The organism is Pseudoduganella sp. UC29_71 (assembly GCF_042693265.1).
In the GTDB taxonomy this organism is placed as follows: Bacteria; Pseudomonadota; Gammaproteobacteria; order Burkholderiales; family Burkholderiaceae_D; genus Rugamonas.
The window spans coordinates 5,151,041-5,169,719 of the sequence record NZ_CP170549.1 but is presented as its reverse complement, the minus strand read 5'-3'; the positions used below and the strand labels follow the sequence as shown (position 1 = coordinate 5,169,719).

Here is an 18,679-nt window from a genome sequence, read left to right as displayed (position 1 = left end):
CCCGAATGCGGCTCAGCCTGGCTGGGGTGCTGCGCTTACTGGGTGACCAGGCTGACCTTGTCCAGCACGAACGAGGTCTGGGCCGACGAGTCTTCGGTCATGGCGAACGACAGCGTCACCGTCTGGCCTTTGTACGGCAGCAGGTTGAAGGTGCGGGTCTGGTAGCCGGTGGCCTTGTTCAGGTTGGAGTAAGTGGCCAGCGTGCCGAGCACCGCGCCGCTGCTGTTTTTCACCGTCACCGTCAGCTTGTCGTAGGCGGTGGTGGTGGTCGTTTCAGCGGTGTCGATGTGCAGCGCGAAGTTCAGCGTGGCCGCGGTGGCGGTCGATGGGATTGCCACGGCTTGCGTCAGCGTTTCGGTGGCGGTGGTGCCGTTGCCGCCCAGCCAGGCGAAGCGGGTGCCTTCGAACGCAGTCTGGCCGCTGAAGGAGCCGATCACGCCGGTGGTGCCCGCCCAGCCGGTGGTGCTGGACTCGAAGCCGCCGTTGGTCACGCGTTCGACGCCGCCCGTGGTAGATACGGTCAGCGTGGCGTTGCTCGACGTGGCCGTCACTGCCGGCGACGAGGAATCGGTCACGGTGGCCTTGAACACGGCGCCGTTGTCGGTGCTTTGCGCGGTGAACGAGTAGGTCGGCGAAGTGGCGCCGGAGATCAGCGCGTTGTTGCGGTACCACTTGTACACGTACGGCGCGGTGCCGCCGCTGGCGCTCACGGAGAACGACGCGGTGGCGCCCGGGGCGACCGTGATGCTGCCCGGCTGGGTGCCAATGGTGACGCCGCCGCCGGCCACTTCGTCCACGTCCAGGCCGACGTTGATGGCCGCGTAGGCGCGCTTGACGGCGGTCGCTTCCTTGCTGCCCACGCCGTACAGTTCCTCGGCCGCCGTGATCATCTTGGTGCGCGCGTCGGCGTAGTTGGTGGACGAGGTGAACTTGGTGGTCACGGCCTTGAACCAGATGCGGTAGGCCTTGTCGTTGCCGATGCCGGTCATGGCCAGCGGCTGCTTGGTCAGGTAGGAGCTGTAGTAGTCGCTGCTGGAGGTGGAGTTCGAGCCTTGCGACAGGAAGTAGAACATGCGGTTGTTCGGGCCGCTGCTGTAGTGCACGTTCAGGTTCTTCAGCGTGCTGCTCCACGCGTTCGGGCTGCTGCCGTCCTTGCTCGGCTTGTACATCCAGCGCAGCGGCTGGCCGCTCTTCGAGATTTCTTTGCCCATCACCCAGTCGTTGCCGGTGGCCGGGATCACGCTGCCGGTGCCGCCTGCGCGGGCGTAGGCTTCGGTCATTTCGCCGGCAATGTCGGCGCCCGACTCATTCAGCCCGCCCGACTCGCCCGCGTAGGTCAGGTTGGAGGTGGCGTCGATCACGCCGTGGCCCATCTCGTGGCCGATCACGTCGATCGAGCCCAGGTTGTTGAAGGACGTGTCGCCGTCGCCGATATACATGCATTTGCAGTTCGGGTCGAAGAAGGCGTTGTCGTAGTTGTTGTCGACGTGGACGGCGATGTAGGTGGCGGTGTTGTTACCGTCCAGCGACTGCCAGCCCATGGTGTTCTTCATGGTGTCGTAGGTGTTCATCAGGCCCCACATCGCGTTAACGGCCGCGGTCTGGCCGTTGGCGTTGGTGGTGCTGCCGCCGCTGATGTACTGCTGGCCGTCGCCCCAGGTGTTGCTGCTGTTGGTGTAGATGGTGCCCGGGGTGGGATTCGATTCCGGCGCGTGGTTGGCGTTGGTGATGGCCATGCCGCCGAAGCTGCCGCCCACGCCGCGCGTGGCGTCCTTCATCTGGTAGGTGCTGCCCGACAGCGTGGTGTTGATCGGCACGGCGCCGTTGTACTGGCTGTTGCCGGTGCCGACCACGGTCTGCAGCGCTTCCCACTGGGCGATCACGGCGCCGGTCTTGGCGTTGACCACGGTGTCGTGGTACAGCACGCGCTTGCGGCTGTCGGCCATGCGGGTTTTCACCAGGTAGGCCAGCTCGTAGCGGTCCACCACCTCTTCCAGGTCGGTCGCGTTCAGCGCCGATTCGGCCTTGTTCAGGGCCGAGGCCACGCGCACCGATTTCATTACCGGGTAGATCAGCAGTTCGGCTTGCGGCGCCCAGCGGTGCACGCCGTTCGGCGCCACGCTCTTGACCACGGCGGCGATGGCGTCGGCGCTGCTCAGCGCCGGCGCCAGGTCCGGCGCGCCGGTGCGGCTGCCGTTGGCGGCCACGCCGCGCGGCGCGTTCAGGCCGGCGCGGCGGTCGGACACGGATTCGCTGACGATGTTGTCGGCCGCGTCGGTGACGACCACGGATTCGGAACCGAACACGCGCAGGCCGTTGAAGGTGTGCTGGGCGCGCGTGATCTTGGTGCCGGCCACGCCGGGGTGCTGGGCGCCGATGGCGAAGCCGTGCTGCATGCCCAGGCCGGCCGAGCTGGGGCGCTTGGCCAGTTTGGCTGCCAGGCCGGCGCTCTCTTGTGGAGAGGCCTGCGCCACTGGCGCAGCCATCATTTGCGGACCGGCCGCGTAGGCCTGGGCGGCGAGCATCATCGGCAGGGCGGCGATGGATGCGGCAAGCATGTTCTTACGTAGATTCATCTTCTCTCCAAGGTGTGCGTTAGTGTTCTGGCAGTGCTTTTGGCGGGCCAGCGCAGCGACACTATTCCTTGCCGAGGCGGCAAGTCAAAAAACTTGGAAAATGAGTCGCAAGGACGGGAAATGTTAAAAATGAGACAAAATTGCCCTTGCCCCGCGCCGGGGATAGGCTACAAAAACGCCGGCAGTGGCGCACGATAGGTGGGTTTCAGGACGATACTGTGTGTTACGCGCAACGGAATAGACGTAACACTCTATTTTCGTGCCGTACGCGACACATTGCCCAATTCTTCAGCACGCTCGGGTTGCAATTTCTTAATGTTGCGATCTACACTAGAAGCACAAAGCGCAGGGCCTGACCCACAAAAACGACGCGCACCGGGAACTACAGGGAACGAGAACATGACCACACGCACAGCGCCACCCCAGCCTTCATAGGGCCAAGCCGGGCCACGCCGCCGCCCCCAGCACATCCGTACACTGCCCGCCGCAACCCGGCTTCCGCGGTGCCATCGCGCGCCTTCGCCCACCCGTGGCCAGGTTCGCAGGGACAGCTTTTTTCTTTGTTTACTATGCTCTCTATATCTACCAAAGTTGAGCGGATCGTCATGGAATCGCCCTTCCTTACCGAAGGCCTGGGGCGCGGATTGATCAACCTGTCGGAACTGGCGCGGCAGCTGCAGCCGCAGCTGGAAACGGACCTGTGGAAGCCGGTCGGGCAGGCGGCCGTGGTGATGGCGCTGCGGCGCGTGGCCGAGCGCCTGCCGCAGCAGGAGGCGGCCGCGCACGGCGAGCTGTCGCTGGCGCGCAAGACGGGCGAGCTGACCACCCGCACCGACCTGACCATGTACACCTTCCGCTATTCGGAGAATACCTATGAGTGCCACCGCCAGCTGCTGGCCATGGCCGCGCCGCAGCAGGGCGCGTTCGTGTCGGTCACGCGCGGCATTCACGAGGTGATGGTGGTGTGCAGCCGGCCGCTCACCAGCGTGATCGACGAAGTGTTCGTCACGGAGCGCCAGTTGGCGCGGCTGGAGAACCTGAACGCGGTGACCTTGCACCTGGACCCGGAGACGTTCAACATGCCGGGCATCTACCACGGCATCCTGAAGAAGCTGGCGTGGGACAAGATCAATCTGGTGAACATGATCTGCACCCACACCGAGCTGACGATACTGCTGGAGCAGCGCCAGACCGGCGCTGCGATTGCGGTGCTGTCGCGCCTGGTGGCGCAGTGATGGCGGCGCTTGGCGGGTTACGCACTGCGTGCTAACCCGCCGTGACGGGCGCTTACCCCGCCAGCTGTCCGCGCACGCGGGCGATGGCTTTGCGCACCTGGTTCGGCGCGGTGCCGCCCACATGGTCGCGCGCGGCCACGGAGCCTTCCAGCGTCAGCACCTGGAAGATGTCCTGCTCGATCAGCTTGGAGAACGCTTGCAGCTGCTCCAGCGACATTTCCGACAGATCGATACCCAGGTCCACGCAGGCGCGCACCGCATGCGCCACGGCTTCGTGCGCGTCGCGGAACGGCAGGCCTTTCTTCACCAGGTAGTCGGCCAGGTCGGTGGCGGTGGCGTAGCCTTGCAGGGCCGCCGCGCGCATCGCTTCCGGCTTGACGGTAATGCCGCCGGCCATGTCGGCGAAGATGCGCAGCGTGTCCATCAGCGTGTCCACGGTGTCGAACAGCGGTTCCTTGTCTTCCTGGTTGTCCTTGTTGTAGGCCAGCGGCTGGCCTTTCATCAGGGTCAACAGGCCCATCAGGTGGCCGTACACGCGGCCGGTCTTGCCGCGCGCCAGTTCGGGCACGTCCGGGTTTTTCTTCTGCGGCATGATGGACGAGCCGGTGCAGAAGCGGTCCGCGATGTCGATGAAGCCCACGCGTGGACTCATCCAGATGATCAGCTCTTCGGACATGCGCGAGACGTGCGTCATGATCAGCGAGGCGGCGGCGGTGAATTCGATGGCGAAGTCGCGGTCCGACACGGCGTCCAGCGAGTTGTGGCACACGTCGTCGAAGCCCAGCGTCTTGGCCACTTGCAGGCGGTCGATCGGGAAGGTGGTGCCGGCCAGCGCGGCGGCGCCCAGCGGCAGGCGGTTTACGCGCTTGCGGCAGTCGGCCATGCGTTCGGCATCGCGGCCGAACATTTCAACGTAGGCCAGCATGTGGTGGCCGAAGGTGATCGGCTGCGCCACCTGCATGTGGGTGAAGCCCGGCAGGATGGTGTCGGCGTGTTTTTCGGCCAGGTCGGTCAGTGCGCCGCGCAGCTGGTTCAGCAGGGCGGTCACGTCGTCGATAGCCGAGCGCACGTACAGGCGGATATCGGTGGCCACCTGGTCGTTGCGCGAACGGCCGGTGTGCAGGCGCTTGCCGGCGTCGCCTACCAGCTCGGTCAGGCGCTTCTCGATGTTCAGGTGGACGTCTTCCAGGTCCAGCAGCCATTCAAACTTGCCCGCTTCGATTTCCTGGCTGATCTGCGCCATGCCGCGCTGGATGTCGGCCAGGTCGGCCGCCGTGATGATCTTTTGCGCGGCCAGCATGCCGGCGTGCGCCAGCGAGCCTTCGATGTCGGCTTTCGCCAGGCGGTTGTCAAAAAATACAGAGGCGGTATAGCGTTTGACGAGGTCGGAAACCGGTTCGGAGAAGCGAGCGGACCAGGCTTCGCCCTTCTTGGAGAATTGATCAGTCATGATTTTTATAAGAGGGTGGGCGTGCGGATTAGCGACGATTATAAACAAGGTTGGGCCTTCCCACCGATTCCGGGCCGCCGCGGGCGTGACAGCAAGGCGGAAATCGCCGATGATGGCACCATGAAAATCGGGGAGAACAGACCATGAAACAGCCAGCCAAAGCCAGCTTGATGTGCGTTTTGATGGCCGGTGCGCTGTGCTGCGCGGCAGCCACGGCCGGGGAAACCGGCGCCGCCGCCGCGCCGGCAACCGCAGCCGCGCCGGCAACCGCAGCCGCGCCGGCCGACGACAGCGCCGCCCAGGCCATCGCGCCCGAGCTGAAGACGCTGGACGGCATCCTGTCCGCGCTGTACGGCACCATCTCCGGCGCCGCCGGCGCCCCGCGCGACTGGGAGCGCCTGCGCAGCCTGTTCGCGCACGACGGCCGCATGGTGGTGCACGGCGCGAACAAGAACGGCGAGGTCACCACCCGCGTGCTCAGCGTCTCCGAGTACATTTCGCGCGTGACGCCGGTATTCGCCAAGGAAGGCTTCTACGAGTCCGAACTGGCGCGCAGCACCGACACGTTCGGCCAGATCGCCCATGTGTTCAGCACCTACGAATCGCGCCGCGCGCCGGACGAGGCCAAGCCTTTCCAGCGCGGCATGAACAGCATCCAGCTGGTGAACGACGGCCAGCGCTGGTGGATACAGTCCCTCGTATGGCAAGCCGAAACCGAAAAGTATCCGCTGCCTGAACGCTATTTGAAAGGCAAGCATTGAACATCAGTACCGACCAGGCGGCACTCGACATACCCCTGATTCACGGTTTTCTCAGCGAGCGTTCCACCTGGGCGGTGGGCATGCCGCTGGCGCTGCTGGAAAAAGCCATCGCCAATTCGCTGTGCTTCGGCGGCTACGAGGACGGCAAGCAGATCGCCTTCGCCCGCGTGATCACGGACGGGGCCACGTTCGCCAACCTGGTGGACGTGTTCGTGCTGCCCGAGCACCGGGGCCTGGGGCACAGCAAACGCCTGATGGAGGCCGTCATGGCGCATCCCGAGCTGCAAGGCCTGCGCCGCTTCACGCTGGCTACCGGCGACGCGCACGGCCTGTACGCCCGCTTCGGCTTCGCGCCCCCGCAGCGCCCGCAGACCTTGATGGAGCGCTATTTCCCGGACGTCTACCTGCAGGGGTGAGTCGCGGGCCGGCTTGGCGGGTTACGCGCTCCGCGCTGACCCGCCCTACGAGGTTGCGAGGTTGCGAGGGGGCCGTAGGGCGGGTTAGGCGAAGCCGTAACCCGCCATCACTGCCAATGCATCAGGCAAGGCGGAATCAGCAGCAGCAGCGCCATCACCGCGTAGATCAGCTGCAGCGGCACCATCCACTTGGCCCAGGTGATCCAGGGGATGCGGGCCAGGGCCAGCACGCCCACGGTGATGCCGGAGGTGGGGATCATCGGCGTGGTCAGCTCGCCGAACTGGAAGGCCAGCACCGCCGTCTGGCGCGTCACGCCCACCAGGTCCGCCAGCGGCGCCATGATGGGCATGGTCAGCGAAGCCTGGCCGGTGCCGGAGTGGATGAAGAAGTTGATCACGGTCTGGATGCCGAACATCTTCTGCGCCGCGAACACGGGGCTGGACGATTGCACCAGCGGCAGCAGGCCATGCAGCATGGTGTCGATGATGTTGGCGTCGCGCGCCAGGATCATGGTGCCGCGCGCCAGCGCGATCACCAGCGCCGTGCCCACCAGGTCCTTCGCGCCCTGGATGAAGGCGCCCACCAGTTCGTCCGAATCGAGTCCGCCGATCAGGCCGATGACGATGCCCATGGTCATGAACAGCGCCGCGATCTGCTCGATGTACCAGTCGAACTTCACCACGCCGATCACCATGCCCAGCAGCGAAGCGGCGAAAATCCACAGCACCACCTTGTGCTTGAGCGTCATGCCGGCGAAGTCGTTCAGGTCCAGATGGCTTTCCTTGCGCTTGGCCTGGTCCAGCACATAGGTCGGGCTCAGCTCCGGATTGCGCTTGATGCGCGCCGCGTACCACATCATGAAGGCGGCGGTGATGGCGGTGGCCACCACCCAGCAGATCAGGCGGTAGCTCATGCCCGAGAACACCGGGATGCCGGCGATGCCCTGCGCGATGCCGACGTTGAACGGGTTGAGGAAGGCCGCCCCGAAGCCCACCTGCGAGCCAAGGAAGGGAATCGACACGCCGGTGATGGTGTCGTAGCCCAGCGCGAGCGCCAGCGGCACGAAGATGAGGATGAACGGTATCGCCTCCTCGTTCATGCCGAAGGTGGCCCCGCCCAGCGAGAACAGCGTGATGAACACCGGGATCAGCGCGGCCCGCACAAAGGGCGAATGCGTGTGCGCCTTGGCGATGGACTTGATCATGGCGTCGATGGCCTCGGTCTTGTGCAGCACCTGGAAGGTGCCGCCCACGATAAGGATGAAGCCGATGATCAGGCCCGCTTCGGCGAAGCCCTTGATGGGCGCCATCATCAGCGCCGTGAAGCCCTGCGGCTTGCTGTCGATGTAGTGGAAGGTGGCCGGGTTGATCAGCTGCTTGCCGTTGACCAGGTGGGTGTCGTATTTGCCGCCGGGGATCAGCCAGGTGGCCAGGGCGATCAGCGCCAGGATGGCGAAGACGAGGACGTAGGTATTCGGGATGCGCAGTTTCATAGCGGCCTTGTTGTGTTATTGGCTGAGCAGGTCGCCCGAGCGGAACGCGGTGGCGCCCGCGATTTTGCCGATGTTCCAGCCGCGCAGCACGTGGCGGTGCGCGGTGCGCGCAAAGAGCACGCCGTCCACCGTGCAGCATACCGGCGTGACGGTGCCGTTGGCCGCGTCGATCACGTCCGCCACCGCGTCGCCCGCCTTGAGCCGCTCGCCCATCTCGCGCTTGTAGACCAGGATGCCGGCATGCGGCGCCAGGATGGGTTCCACGCCTTCCAGCGGCGTGGCCTCGCACAGCGGCGCGGGCAGCTGGCCCACTTCCGCGTCGAGCACGCCGGCGTGCGCCAGGAAGCGCACCAGCGCGTCCGCGTCCTGCTGCGCCAGCTCGTAGCTCACGTCCATTTCGCCGCGCAGCTCCACGGTGGTGGACAGGCAGGCCGGCGGAATCGGCACCTCGGGGAAGTGCGCTTGCAAATCCCACCACAGGCGGCTGCATGCCTCGTCGAACGGCTCGCCGCCGGCCGCCAGGGCCAGCAGCACCGCGTGCGCGCCCATCAGGCGCGCCAGCGGGGCGATGGCGTCCGCCAGCGGCGTGCCGGCGTAGATGTGCAGCACGGCTTCGTTATCGCAATGCAGGTCCAGCACGATGTCCGCGTCGATGGCCATTTCCAGCAGCAGCTTCTTGTGCGCCTCGCCGTCCGACTTGGGCTGCCAGGCGGCCACCGAAGCCAGCGCATGCTCGCGGATGGTGCGCACGTTGGCGTGCGCGTCCGGTCCCAGCTTGCCGTCCAGTTTGGTTTTCAGCTCGTCGGCCACGTGCTTGTAGGCGCGGTTGAAGTTCACGCCCGTGGTCAGGTCGAAGCGGCCGAACGGCGCGCCGTGGATGGCTTGCGACAGGCCGATGGGATTGGCCGCCGGCACCAGGATGATCTCGCCCCGCACCTGGCCCGCCGCATCCAGCGCGTCCAGCCGCTTGCGCAGGAATTGCGCTACCAGCATGCCGGGCACTTCGTCCGCATGCAGCGCGGCCTGGATGTAGACCTTCTTGCCGGTGCCGGGCTTGCCGTAGTGGTAGCTGGTCAATTCGAACTGGGCGCTGCTCTGGGGCGCCGAGATGGGATGTTTTAGGGTACGCATGGGGAAAGCCCGTTGGTTTGGTATCGAGGGATTATGCGCATTTGATGTATATTTGCAAGCAGGAGGCACCGTTTCGGGCGCTTCCGCCGCAATTTCTCTGTAAAACGGACAGGATATGGGTGTACTCAAGACTTTGATTCATAGCATAGGCCGCGTTTCTCTGCTTTGGTACGCCATCATCGGCGTCCACACGCACGCGCACGCGGCCGAACCGGCCCAGCCCAAGGGGTCGCTGGTCATCATCGGCGGCGGCCTGCGCGGCGACAACGCCGACATCTGGCAACGCATCGTGCAACTGGCGGGCGGCAAGGGCGCCCGCATCGCCGTCTTCCCCTCTGCCGCCGGCACGCCGGAACGCTCCGGCCAGGCCATCATCGGCTACCTCAAGCGCTACGGCGCCGACCCCTTCCTGGTGCCGATCGCCGTCAAGCTGGCCAATAGCGACTACCGCAAGGCGGCCGACGACATGACCCTGGCCGACCGCGTGCGGCGCGCCGACGGCGTGTACTTCGCCGGCGGCGACCAGGGCCGCATCACGCAGGCGCTGGTGCGCGCGGACGGCACCCGCACCGCGGCGCTGGACGCGATCTGGGACATCTACCGGCGCGGCGGCGTCATCGCCGGCACCAGCGCCGGCGCGGCCATCATGAGCAGCACCATGTTCTACGACGCGCGCCGCGTGCTGGCCACGCTGCAGGAAGGCGTGGCCGACGGCAAGGACATCGCCCCCGGCCTGGGCTTCATCGGCGACGACATCTTCGTCGACCAGCACCTGCTGATACGCGGCCGCTTCGCGCGCATGATCCCGGCCATGCTGAAGAAGGGCTACCAGCTCGGCCTGGGCATCGACGAGAACAGCGCCATGGTGGTGAACGCCAAGCGCGAGGTGGAAATCATCGGCTACCGCGGCGCCATGCTGCTGGACCTGTCGCGCGCCACCATGGATTCCGAATCGAGCGCCTTCAACGTCAGCAACATCCTGATCAGCTACCTGGACCGGGGCGACAAGTTCAACATCGCCACCCAGACCTTCACGCCGGCGCCGGACAAGGCCGACGGGCGGCTGGACAACACGCGCCCGGTGCGGCGCGGCGCGGTCTACAGCAACGACATCCTGGGCAACAGCGCCGTGGTGGACCTGATGGAAAAGCTGATCGACAGCGACCAGCAGGACGCCATCGGCATCGCCAGCGGCGACCCGCGCGGCACCGCGCCGGAGATCGGCTTCGAGTTCCGCTTCTCCAAGACGCCGGAAAGCACGGGCTACCTGTCGTCGGTGGTGGATGCGTATTCCATCCTGAACCTGCGGCTCGATATCCGCCCCATAGAAGTGCAACGTCCGCTGTACAAATACAAGAACTAAATTTGGCGGGGCCTGCCTTAGAATACCGGGCACACAACCCGGTACAAGGACCCGCCATGACCCTCACCACCAAGGCCCGCGCTGTATTGCTCGGCGCGGCGCTTGCCCTGTCTTCCTCCGCCTTTGCCGCAGCGCCGCCCGCCACGGTGCGCCTCGACTACCTCCACACCGGCAACGCCCTGAACGAGCAGTACGCCATGGACCGCGTGGTGATCGAGCCGCTGCCATGGCCCGGCAAGCTGTCGCGCAACCTGGACGACACGGACCGTGGCGTGAACCGCGTGGAAGTGGTGGACGCCAGGACAGGCGACCTGCTGTACTCGCGCGGCTTCTCCACCATCTTCGGCGAATGGCGCAGCACCGAGGAAGCGCAAAAGATGAGCCGGGGTTTCCAGGAATCGGTGCGCTTTCCCAAGCCGGACCGCCCGGTGAAAGTGCGCATCCTCAAGCGCGACGAGCGCAACGCCTTTTCCGTGGTGTGGAGCGTGGAAGTGGACACCGATGCGCAGGACGTGGTGCGCAAGCAGGAGCCGGCGCCGGCCAAGCCGATCCCGATCCGCGTCAGCGGTCCGTCGCCGGACAAGGTGGACCTGCTGATCCTGGGCGACGGCTACACCAAGGCCGACACGGCCAAGTTCGAAGCCACCGCGCGCCGCCTGGCCGACTACCTGTTCAGCGTGTCCCCGTTCAAGGAGCGCGCCAGGGACTTCAACGTCTGGGGCCTGGCCGTGCCGACCCAGGAATCCGGCGTGTCGCGCCCCTCGACCGGCGTGCACCACGCGTCGCCGCTGGGCACGCGCTACGACATTTTCGGCAGCGAGCGCTACGTGCTGGCGCTGGACAACCGCGCGCTGCGCGACATCGCCCAGCACGCGCCCTACGAATTCATTGAAATCCTGGTCAACAACGACACCTACGGCGGCGGCGGCATCTACGGCCAGTTCAGCACCGCCGCAGCCAACAGCGACTGGGCCAACTACCTGTTCGTGCACGAATTCGGCCACCACTTCGCCGGCCTGGCGGACGAGTACTACACCTCGCCGGTGGCCTACCAGTCCAGCGGCGAGCGCGTCGAACCGTGGGAGCCCAACGCCACCGCGCTGCGCGACCCGTCCAAGCTGAAATGGAAGCACCTGGTGAACCCCGCCACGCCGCTGCCCACGCCGTGGCCGAAGGCCGAATACGAAACCCATTCGCGCGAATACCAGAAGACCCGCGCCGCGCTGCGCAAGGCCAACCGTCCCGAGTCCGAAATGAGCGCGCTGTTCAAGGAAGACCTGGCGTGGACCAACAAGCTGTTCTCGGCCGCGCCGCACAAGGGCGAAGTGGGCGCATTCGAAGGCGCCAACTACGAAGCCACCGGCTACTACCGGCCCGCGCAGCAGTGCCTGATGTTCGACCGCAGCGAGAAGTTCTGCGCCGTGTGCAGCGAAGCGGTGAGCGAGACGATCGACTTGTACTCGCGGGACGCGTCCAAGCCCCGTTAACGTTTGGTAACGAATGATACGAGTACTTAGTGCGCCAGCGTACAGATGGGGATTGCTGCTGAGCTTATTCTGGATACGTGACAAGAAACAAGCACATCCGAGAAAACTACTGAAAGGTCCATACCATGAATAAGCTGATTGCTACCCTGATCGCAGGTCTGTTCGCTAGCGCCGCCATGGCGCAAACCCCGGCGCCAGCCGCCGACGTTGCCAAGGCCCAGGCCAAGGCTGAAAAATCGGTAGCCAAAGCCGAAGCCAAGGAAATGAAAAAGGATGCCGCTGCCGATCAAGACGTAGCGAAAGCCCAGGCCAAGGCCGACGAGAAAGTCGCCAAAGCCCACGCCAAAGCCGAAAAGACCCACACCAAGGCCGAAGAAAAAATCGCCAAGGCGGACCCTGAGGACAAGGTGAAAGCCGAAGCCAAGGCCGACAAGAAAATGGCCGACGCCAACATGAAAGTCGACAAGACCCAGGCCAAGGCAGACGCCAAGGTCGCCAAGGAAAAGGCTGAAGCGACCGAAGAAAAAGCCATCGCCGCCGCCAAGACCAACGAGGTGAAAGCGAAAGCCGCCGCCGACGTGAAAGCCGCGACGGTCAAGTAAGCGCTCGTAGTACCGCGGGGTCAGGTCCGGCATTACGCCATGCTTTCCAGCATGGCGTAATGCCGGACCTGACCCCTTTTCTATGCGGATTCGACGCGGTTGCGGCCGGATTGCTTGGCTTTGTAGAGCGCCGTATCGGCGTGCGAGAGCATGGTTTCGACCGGCGTGCCGCTGCCGGCCGCGCAGTGCACGCCGATGCTGACCGTGGAGTTGAGCAGTTTGCCGCCGCCCACCGCCACCGTGTGCCGCGCGAAGGCGTCGCACACGCGCTGCGCGATCAGGCGCGCGTCTTGCTCGCTGCAGCCGGGCAGCAGCACGGCGAATTCTTCCCCTCCCAGTCTCCCCAGCAGGTCGCCGCCGCGCAAGCAGCCTTCGGCGATGCGGGCGAAACTGGCCAGCACCTTGTCGCCTGCCGCGTGGCCGTAGCTGTCGTTGACCTTCTTGAAGAAATCGATGTCCATCATCAGCACCGCCAGCGGGCGGCGCGCCAGTTGCGGCGTGGCCAGCAGGTCGCCGGCGCGCTGCATGAAGCCGCCCCGGTTCAGTACGTGCGTCAGCGGATCGTGCGCGGCGGCGTGTTTCAGGCGGCTTAGCAGCTCGCTGCGCGCCACCATCACGCTGGCCACCGTCAGCGGCGCCAGCGCGGTCAGGGTCACGCCCACGCGCAAACTCATGATGGCTTGCTGGCTGTCGAAGTTGGCGCCGATGACCAGCGTGCCGCTGGAGATGGCCAGCAGCGTCCACATGGAAAAGAACAGCGTGATGCCGGCCGTGGCGAACAGGCTGTAGGTCAGCGCGCACCACAGCATGGCGGGGATGGGGTAGGGGATCACGCCGGGACCGCCGAGCTGCGTGCCCAGCCACAGGCTGCCGGCGAAGGCGGCCAGCGGCGCGAGCTGCTCCAGCCGCCAGCCGGGCCAGTCGGCGCGGCGCTTGTGTTCCTTCATCCAGCGCGGCAGGTCGGGGAAGGTGAGCATCACCGGCAGGATGGCGATGTAGTTCACCAGTTCGGTGGAGAACCAGAACGCGAAGCCGTAGGCGGGACTGCCGCCGAACAGCACCGGGTGGATGAAGATGCCGGCCACGCCGGCCGCCGCCGCCGCGCACACCACCGCCAGCACGAAGCGCAGCATGGAGCGCGGGTGGCGCAGGTTCTGGTAGTCCGCGTCCATGCGCGAGAACAGCAGGTAGGCCACCCACACGCCCACCAGGTTGGTGCAGGTGAGCATGGCGCTCTTGGGCCAGCCGTGCTGCATATAGAGGTCGGCCAGCATGTAGCCGGCGGCGGCGGCCAGCCAGTGCAGCAGGTTGGGGGGATGGCGCCGCCGCAGCAGCAGGCCGACCAGCACCGCGTTGGTGGGCCAGAATGCGGCCAGCACGCCGGGCGGGGCGGTGTAGATGCCGAAGATGGAGCAGGCGAAGACGAGCGCGCCGACCAGCAGCGCATCCTTGAGGTCCAAGCCTGAACGGCTGTTGATCATGTCGTCCTCCACCCGATCAGACCATTGTGGGCATGTGGATAGCCCAAGTCAATCGGGTGGAGGAAGGGGATTGCCTTACTTCGGCGCCAGCGTGGATGCTTTGATACGCTGCACCAGCTCCTTGCCCTTGCGGGCGCGCTTGCCGAAGTGCGGCGCCAGCACATTGCCGGACATTTCCAGCTCGCGCGGCTTGGCCGCCATGGTGCCGTGCACGATCACGCCTTTCTGGCTGATGGCGGCGGCCGACAGCAGCGTTTCCTTCGGATCGAGTTCCATCAGGATCACGCCGCGTCCGCCGTTGGTGAGCGTTTTCATTTCGCTCATGCCGAACACCAGCAGGCGGCCCTTCTCGGACAGCGCGGCCACGGCGCTGGCGTCGTCCGCCACCACCGACGGCGGCAGCGGCAGGTCGCCTTCGTCCAGGGTGATGAAGGACTTGCCGCCCTTCAGGCGGCTGACCATGTCGCCGGCCTTGGCGATGAAGCCGAAGCCCGCGCTGGAGGACAGCAGCAGCTGGGTGGCGGCCGGGCCGGCGAAGTAGTGCTTGATGCGCACGCCGCCGGACAGGTCCACCAGCGTGGTGATCGGCACGCCGTCGCCGCGCGCGTTCGGCAGCGCGGCCACCGGCACCGAGTACACCTTGCCGTTGTCGCCGAAGCCGAGCAGGGTGTCCACGGTGCGGCACTCGAAGGCTTCGTGCAGCGAGTCGCCCACCTTGAAGGTGAACTGGGTCTTGTCGTGGCCGATGCCGGTGCGGGCGCGTATCCAGCCTTTTTCCGAGATGATGACGGTGACCGGTTCGTCCACCACCTTCTGCTCGGCCACGGCCTTCTGCGCTTCTTCGATCAGCGTGCGGCGCGCGTCGCCATAGGCTTTCGAGTCGCTCTCGATTTCCTTGATGATGATGCGCTTCATCGAGGACGGGTTTTCCAGCAGGTCCGTCAGGGTCTGCTTTTCCTTGCGCAGTTCGGCCAGTTCCTGCTGGATCTTGATCGCTTCCAGGCGCGCCAGCTGGCGCAGGCGGATTTCCAGGATGTCCTCGGCCTGGCGGTCGGACAGCTTGAAGCGCTCGATCAGCGCCGCCTTCGGGTCGTCCGAATTGCGGATGATGTGGATCACTTCATCGATGTTGAGCAGGATGGTTTCGCGGCCTTCCAGGATGTGGATGCGGTCGTCCACTTTCTTCAGGCGGAACTGCGTGCGGCGGGTGACGGTTTCGAAACGGAAGCCGATCCACTCGCTGATGATGTCGCCGATGCCCTTCTGGCGCGGGCGGCCGTCGCTGCCTATCATCACCAGGTTGATCGAGGCGGACGACTCCAGCGAGGTATGCGCCAGCAGCATCAGCATGAATTCGGTCTGGTCCTGGTTCTTGGATTTCGGCTCGAACACCAGGCGCACGGGCGCGGCGCGGCCCGATTCGTCGCGGATGGTGTCGAGCGAGCCGAGGATCAGCTGCTTGAGCGCCAGCTGGTCCGGCGACAGCGCCTTCTTGCCCATCTTGACCTTGGGGTTGGTCAGCTCTTCGATCTCTTCCAGCACCTTCTGCGAGGAGGTGCCCGGCGGCAGTTCGGTGACCACCGCCTGCCACTGGCCGCGCGCCAGCTCTTCGATCTTCCAGCGCGCGCGCACCTTCATGGAGCCGCGGCCGGCGGCGTACATGTCGCGGATCTGCGCCGCAGGAGTGATGATCTGGCCGCCGCCCGGGAAGTCCGGGCCGGGGATCAGCGCCATCAGCTCGTCATGGCTGATCTTCGGATTGCGGATCATGGCCACGGCAGCCTGCGCCACTTCGGTCAGGTTGTGCGACGGGATTTCGGTGGCCAGGCCCACGGCAATGCCGGAGGCGCCGTTCAGCAGCACCATCGGCAGGCGCGCCGGCAGCAGGCTCGGTTCTTCGGACGAGCCGTCGTAGTTGGGCTGGAAGTCCACCGTGTCCTGGTCGATTTCGTCGAGCAGCAGGCGCGAGATCGGCGTCAAACGGGCTTCGGTGTACCGCATCGCGGCGGCGCCGTCGCCGTCGCGCGAGCCGAAGTTGCCCTGGCCGTCGATCAGCGGGTAGCGCAGCGAGAAGTCCTGCGCCATGCGCACCAGCGCGTCGTACACCGACTGGTCGCCGTGCGGGTGCAGCTTACCCAGCACGTCGCCCACCACCGTGGCGGACTTGCGCGGCTTGGCGGTGTGGCCCAGGCCCAGTTCATTCATCGAGTACAGGATGCGGCGCTGCACCGGCTTCTGGCCGTCGCACACGTCCGGCAGGGCGCGGCCCTTGACCACCGAAATGGCGTAGTCCAGGTAGGCGCGCTCGGCGAAGGTAGACAGCACCAGCGTTTCGCCGCCGTCGCCATCATCGCCGCCGTCATCGCCGCCGTCTCTACCGTCGCCGCCGCCGCCACCGCCATCGCCGCCGCCTTCTTCGGCATCGGCCGCGAGGTCGTCCAGCGCGTTGTCCAGCGGCTGCAGTTCGTCGACCGTCTCGGCCACCGGATTGACGCCGGGGCCGGTTTTTTCTGTACCGGCCGCTTCTTCCTGCGCCGGTTCGTCAAAGAGATTTGCTTGATGAGTCATATCAGATAACGTGTGCTGTATTAAATGTCGGCTTCGACTTCGTTGCCGTGTTCCTCGATCCATGCGCGGCGGGCGGCGGCTTCGCCTTTACCCATCAGCATGTTGAAGCGCGCGGAGGAGGTGTTGTGGCCGGGGCGGCCGACCTTCACCGGCAGCAGGCGGCGCGTGTCCGGATTCATGGTGGTTTCCCACAGCTGCTCGGCGTTCATCTCGCCCAGGCCCTTGAAGCGGGAAATGGACCAGCTGCCGTCCTTCAGGCCGTCCTTGCGCAGCTTGTCCTCGATGGCCACCAGCTCGCCGTCGTCCAGCGCGTACAGCTTCTGGATCGGCTTCTTGCCGCGCGCCGGCGCGTCCACGCGGTACAGCGGCGGACGGGCGATGCAGATGTGGCCCTTCTGGATCAGCGCCGGGAAGTGGCGGAAGAACAGCGTGAGCAGCAGCACCTGGATGTGGGAGCCGTCCACGTCCGCATCGGAGAGGATGCAGATTTTGCCGTAGCGCAGGCCGGACAGGTCGGGCGAGTCGCCGTTGCTGTGCGGGTCCACGCCGATGGCCACCGAGATGTCGTGGATCTCATTGTTGGCGAACAGGCGGTCCTTGTCGGTTTCCCAGGAGTTGAGCACCTTGCCGCGCAGCGGCAGGATGGCCTGGAATTCCTTGTCGCGGCCCATCTTGGCCGAGCCGCCCGCCGAGTCGCCCTCGACCAGGAAGATCTCGGTGCGGGTCACGTCGGTGGACTCGCAGTCGGTCAGCTTGCCCGGCAACACGGCCACGCCGGAGGATTTTTTCTTTTCCACTTTCTGCAGCGAGCGCAGGCGCGACTGGGCCTGCTTGATCACCAGCTCGGCCAGCTTCTTGCCGTAGTCGATGTGCTGGTTCAGCCACAGCTCCAGCGGCGGCTTGGCGAAGGTCGATACCAGGCGCACCGCGTCGCGCGAGTTCAGGCGCTCCTTGATCTGGCCCTGGAACTGCGGGTCCAGCACTTTCGCCGACAGCACGAAGGAAACGCGCGCGAACACGTCTTCCGGCAGCAGCTTCACGCCTTTCGGCAGCAGCGAGTGCATCTCGGCGAAGTTCTTCACGGCGCCAAACAGGCCGTCGCGCAGGCCCGATTCGTGGGTGCCGCCGTTCGGCGTGGGAATCAGGTTGACGTAGGATTCGCGCACCACGGCGCCGGTTTCGGTCCACGCCACCACCCAGGCCGCGCCTTCGCCCTCGGCGAAGCCTTCCGCGTCCGGGCCGGCGAACTGGGCGCCTTCGAACAGCGGGATCAGGGTTTCGCCGTCGGAAGCCTGGGCCAGCGCTTCGGTCAGGTAGCCGCGCAGGCCTTCGTCGTATTTCCAGGTCTGCGAGTCGCCGGTCTTGGCGTTGTTCAGCGTGACGGTCACGCCCGGCAGCAGCACGGCCTTGGAGCGCAGCAGGCGCTGCAGCTCAACCTGCGAGATCAGCGAGGAGTCGAAGTACTTCGCGTCCGGCCAGGCGGTCACGCGGGTACCGGACTTCTTGCCGTCCTTGGGCGCCGGCATGGAGGTCAGCGGTTCCACCACTTCGCCGTGCTCGAACACCAGGTGGTGGTAGCCGTTGCCCTTGTCGTCCTTGCGCCAGACGGAGATCTCAAGGCGCTTGGACAGCGCGTTGGTGACCGACACGCCCACGCCGTGCAGGCCGCCCGAGAACGCGTACGCGCCGCCCGAGCCCTTGTCGAACTTGCCGCCCGCGTGCAGGCGGGTGAAGACGATTTCCACCGTCGGCACGTTTTCTTCCGGGTGCAGGCCGACCGGGATGCCGCGGCCGTCGTCCTCCACGGTGATGCTGCCGTCCGCATTCTGCGTGACGATAATATTCTTGCAATGGCCGCCCAACGCCTCGTCGGAGGCATTGTCGATCACCTCCTGGATGATGTGCAGCGGGTTCTCCGTGCGGGTGTACATGCCCGGACGCTGCTTGACGGGCTCCAGGCCCTTGAGGACGCGGATGGATGATTCGCTGTAGTCGGAAACTGGTTTTTTAGTGGCCATACGTGATCAAGCTAGGTTGTGCGGTTCTTATTGGTGCGGCAGCTCAGGTGCAATGCGATGCAAAATGCTGTGATTATATACAGTTATTTCGTTCAGGA

At 65.5% G+C, this 18,679-nt stretch carries 13 protein-coding genes; 6 read left to right on the top strand and 7 right to left on the bottom strand.

Annotated elements, in window-relative coordinates:
* Positions 1-35: 35 nt before the first annotated feature.
* Positions 36-2,576 carry a M4 family metallopeptidase gene (locus ACFJI2_RS22885; RefSeq protein ID WP_377702049.1) on the bottom strand — a complete coding sequence of 847 codons (2,541 nt, stop codon included), beginning with the start codon at positions 2,574-2,576 and terminating at the stop codon, positions 36-38.
* A gap of 605 nt (positions 2,577-3,181) precedes the next feature.
* Between ACFJI2_RS22885 and ACFJI2_RS22880 the strand changes: the two genes are divergently transcribed.
* The gene (locus tag ACFJI2_RS22880) at positions 3,182-3,811 is read left to right on the top strand and encodes a hypothetical protein (RefSeq protein ID WP_132375621.1); all 630 of its coding nucleotides are present in this window, start codon (positions 3,182-3,184) and stop codon (positions 3,809-3,811) included.
* 52 nt (positions 3,812-3,863) lie between these two features.
* Here ACFJI2_RS22880 and argH read toward each other — a convergent pair whose 3' ends face one another.
* Complete coding sequence (argH, locus tag ACFJI2_RS22875) at positions 3,864-5,261, bottom strand: argininosuccinate lyase (RefSeq protein WP_377702048.1); 1,398 nt, start codon at positions 5,259-5,261, stop codon at positions 3,864-3,866.
* Positions 5,262-5,404: 143 nt separating this feature from the next.
* Between argH and ACFJI2_RS22870 the strand changes: the two genes are divergently transcribed.
* Together ACFJI2_RS22870 and ACFJI2_RS22865 are read left to right on the top strand one after the other, a co-directional pair.
* A complete protein-coding gene (locus tag ACFJI2_RS22870) occupies positions 5,405-6,022 on the top strand; it encodes a hypothetical protein (protein WP_377702047.1) in 618 nt (205 codons plus the stop codon).
* Positions 6,019-6,438 carry a GNAT family N-acetyltransferase gene (locus tag ACFJI2_RS22865; RefSeq protein WP_377702046.1) on the top strand — a complete coding sequence of 140 codons (420 nt, stop codon included), beginning with the start codon at positions 6,019-6,021 and terminating at the stop codon, positions 6,436-6,438. Before ACFJI2_RS22870 ends, ACFJI2_RS22865 begins: the two co-directional genes overlap by 4 nt.
* Positions 6,439-6,545: 107 nt before the next feature.
* Here ACFJI2_RS22865 and ACFJI2_RS22860 read toward each other — a convergent pair whose 3' ends face one another.
* Together ACFJI2_RS22860 and ACFJI2_RS22855 are read right to left on the bottom strand one after the other, a co-directional pair.
* The gene (locus ACFJI2_RS22860; protein ID WP_377702045.1) at positions 6,546-7,931 is read right to left on the bottom strand and encodes a YfcC family protein; all 1,386 of its coding nucleotides are present in this window, start codon (positions 7,929-7,931) and stop codon (positions 6,546-6,548) included.
* Positions 7,932-7,946: 15 nt separating this feature from the next.
* The gene (locus ACFJI2_RS22855; protein WP_377702044.1) at positions 7,947-9,062 is read right to left on the bottom strand and encodes a succinylglutamate desuccinylase/aspartoacylase family protein; all 1,116 of its coding nucleotides are present in this window, start codon (positions 9,060-9,062) and stop codon (positions 7,947-7,949) included.
* Between the two features lie 115 nt (positions 9,063-9,177).
* On the opposite strand from ACFJI2_RS22855, the gene ACFJI2_RS22850 reads away from it, so the two are divergent.
* The 3 genes from ACFJI2_RS22850 (at position 9,178) to ACFJI2_RS22840 (ending at position 12,514) form a co-directional block, all read left to right on the top strand.
* Positions 9,178-10,425, top strand: coding sequence for a cyanophycinase (locus ACFJI2_RS22850; RefSeq protein WP_377702043.1), 1,248 nt, complete (start codon positions 9,178-9,180; stop codon positions 10,423-10,425).
* Between the two features lie 56 nt (positions 10,426-10,481).
* Positions 10,482-11,912, top strand: a complete 1,431-nt coding sequence (locus ACFJI2_RS22845) for a M64 family metallopeptidase (protein WP_377702042.1) — start codon at positions 10,482-10,484, stop codon at positions 11,910-11,912.
* Between the two features lie 125 nt (positions 11,913-12,037).
* Complete coding sequence (locus ACFJI2_RS22840) at positions 12,038-12,514, top strand: hypothetical protein (RefSeq protein ID WP_107874283.1); 477 nt, start codon at positions 12,038-12,040, stop codon at positions 12,512-12,514.
* 80 nt (positions 12,515-12,594) lie between these two features.
* On the opposite strand, the gene ACFJI2_RS22835 is transcribed toward ACFJI2_RS22840, so the two are convergent.
* The 3 genes from ACFJI2_RS22835 to ACFJI2_RS22825 all read right to left on the bottom strand — a co-directional run bounded on the left by ACFJI2_RS22835 (position 12,595) and on the right by ACFJI2_RS22825 (position 18,581).
* Positions 12,595-13,995 (bottom strand): diguanylate cyclase, encoded by a 1,401-nt coding sequence (locus ACFJI2_RS22835; protein ID WP_377702040.1) that lies wholly within the window; start codon positions 13,993-13,995, stop codon positions 12,595-12,597.
* A gap of 75 nt (positions 13,996-14,070) precedes the next feature.
* Positions 14,071-16,563 (bottom strand): DNA topoisomerase IV subunit A, encoded by a 2,493-nt coding sequence (gene parC, locus ACFJI2_RS22830; protein WP_377702039.1) that lies wholly within the window; start codon positions 16,561-16,563, stop codon positions 14,071-14,073.
* Positions 16,564-16,583: 20 nt separating this feature from the next.
* Positions 16,584-18,581 carry a DNA topoisomerase IV subunit B gene (locus ACFJI2_RS22825; protein ID WP_377702038.1) on the bottom strand — a complete coding sequence of 666 codons (1,998 nt, stop codon included), beginning with the start codon at positions 18,579-18,581 and terminating at the stop codon, positions 16,584-16,586.
* Between the last annotated feature and the right edge of the window lie 98 nt (positions 18,582-18,679).

Bases quoted from the DNA above. Each gene is read 5' to 3' on its own strand.
- ACFJI2_RS22885 (WP_377702049.1), bottom strand. From the start codon at position 2,576: ATGAATCTACGTAAGAACATGCTTGCCGCATCCATCGCCGCCCTGCCG.
- ACFJI2_RS22880 (WP_132375621.1), top strand. From the start codon at position 3,182: ATGGAATCGCCCTTCCTTACCGAAGGCCTGGGGCGCGGATTGATCAAC.
- argH (WP_377702048.1), bottom strand. From the start codon at position 5,261: ATGACTGATCAATTCTCCAAGAAGGGCGAAGCCTGGTCCGCTCGCTTC.
- ACFJI2_RS22870 (WP_377702047.1), top strand. From the start codon at position 5,405: ATGAAACAGCCAGCCAAAGCCAGCTTGATGTGCGTTTTGATGGCCGGT.
- ACFJI2_RS22860 (WP_377702045.1), bottom strand. From the start codon at position 7,931: ATGAAACTGCGCATCCCGAATACCTACGTCCTCGTCTTCGCCATCCTG.
- ACFJI2_RS22855 (WP_377702044.1), bottom strand. From the start codon at position 9,062: ATGCGTACCCTAAAACATCCCATCTCGGCGCCCCAGAGCAGCGCCCAG.
- ACFJI2_RS22850 (WP_377702043.1), top strand. From the start codon at position 9,178: ATGGGTGTACTCAAGACTTTGATTCATAGCATAGGCCGCGTTTCTCTG.
- ACFJI2_RS22845 (WP_377702042.1), top strand. From the start codon at position 10,482: ATGACCCTCACCACCAAGGCCCGCGCTGTATTGCTCGGCGCGGCGCTT.
- ACFJI2_RS22840 (WP_107874283.1), top strand. From the start codon at position 12,038: ATGAATAAGCTGATTGCTACCCTGATCGCAGGTCTGTTCGCTAGCGCC.
- ACFJI2_RS22835 (WP_377702040.1), bottom strand. From the start codon at position 13,995: ATGATCAACAGCCGTTCAGGCTTGGACCTCAAGGATGCGCTGCTGGTC.
- parC (WP_377702039.1), bottom strand. From the start codon at position 16,563: ATGACTCATCAAGCAAATCTCTTTGACGAACCGGCGCAGGAAGAAGCG.
- ACFJI2_RS22825 (WP_377702038.1), bottom strand. From the start codon at position 18,581: ATGGCCACTAAAAAACCAGTTTCCGACTACAGCGAATCATCCATCCGC.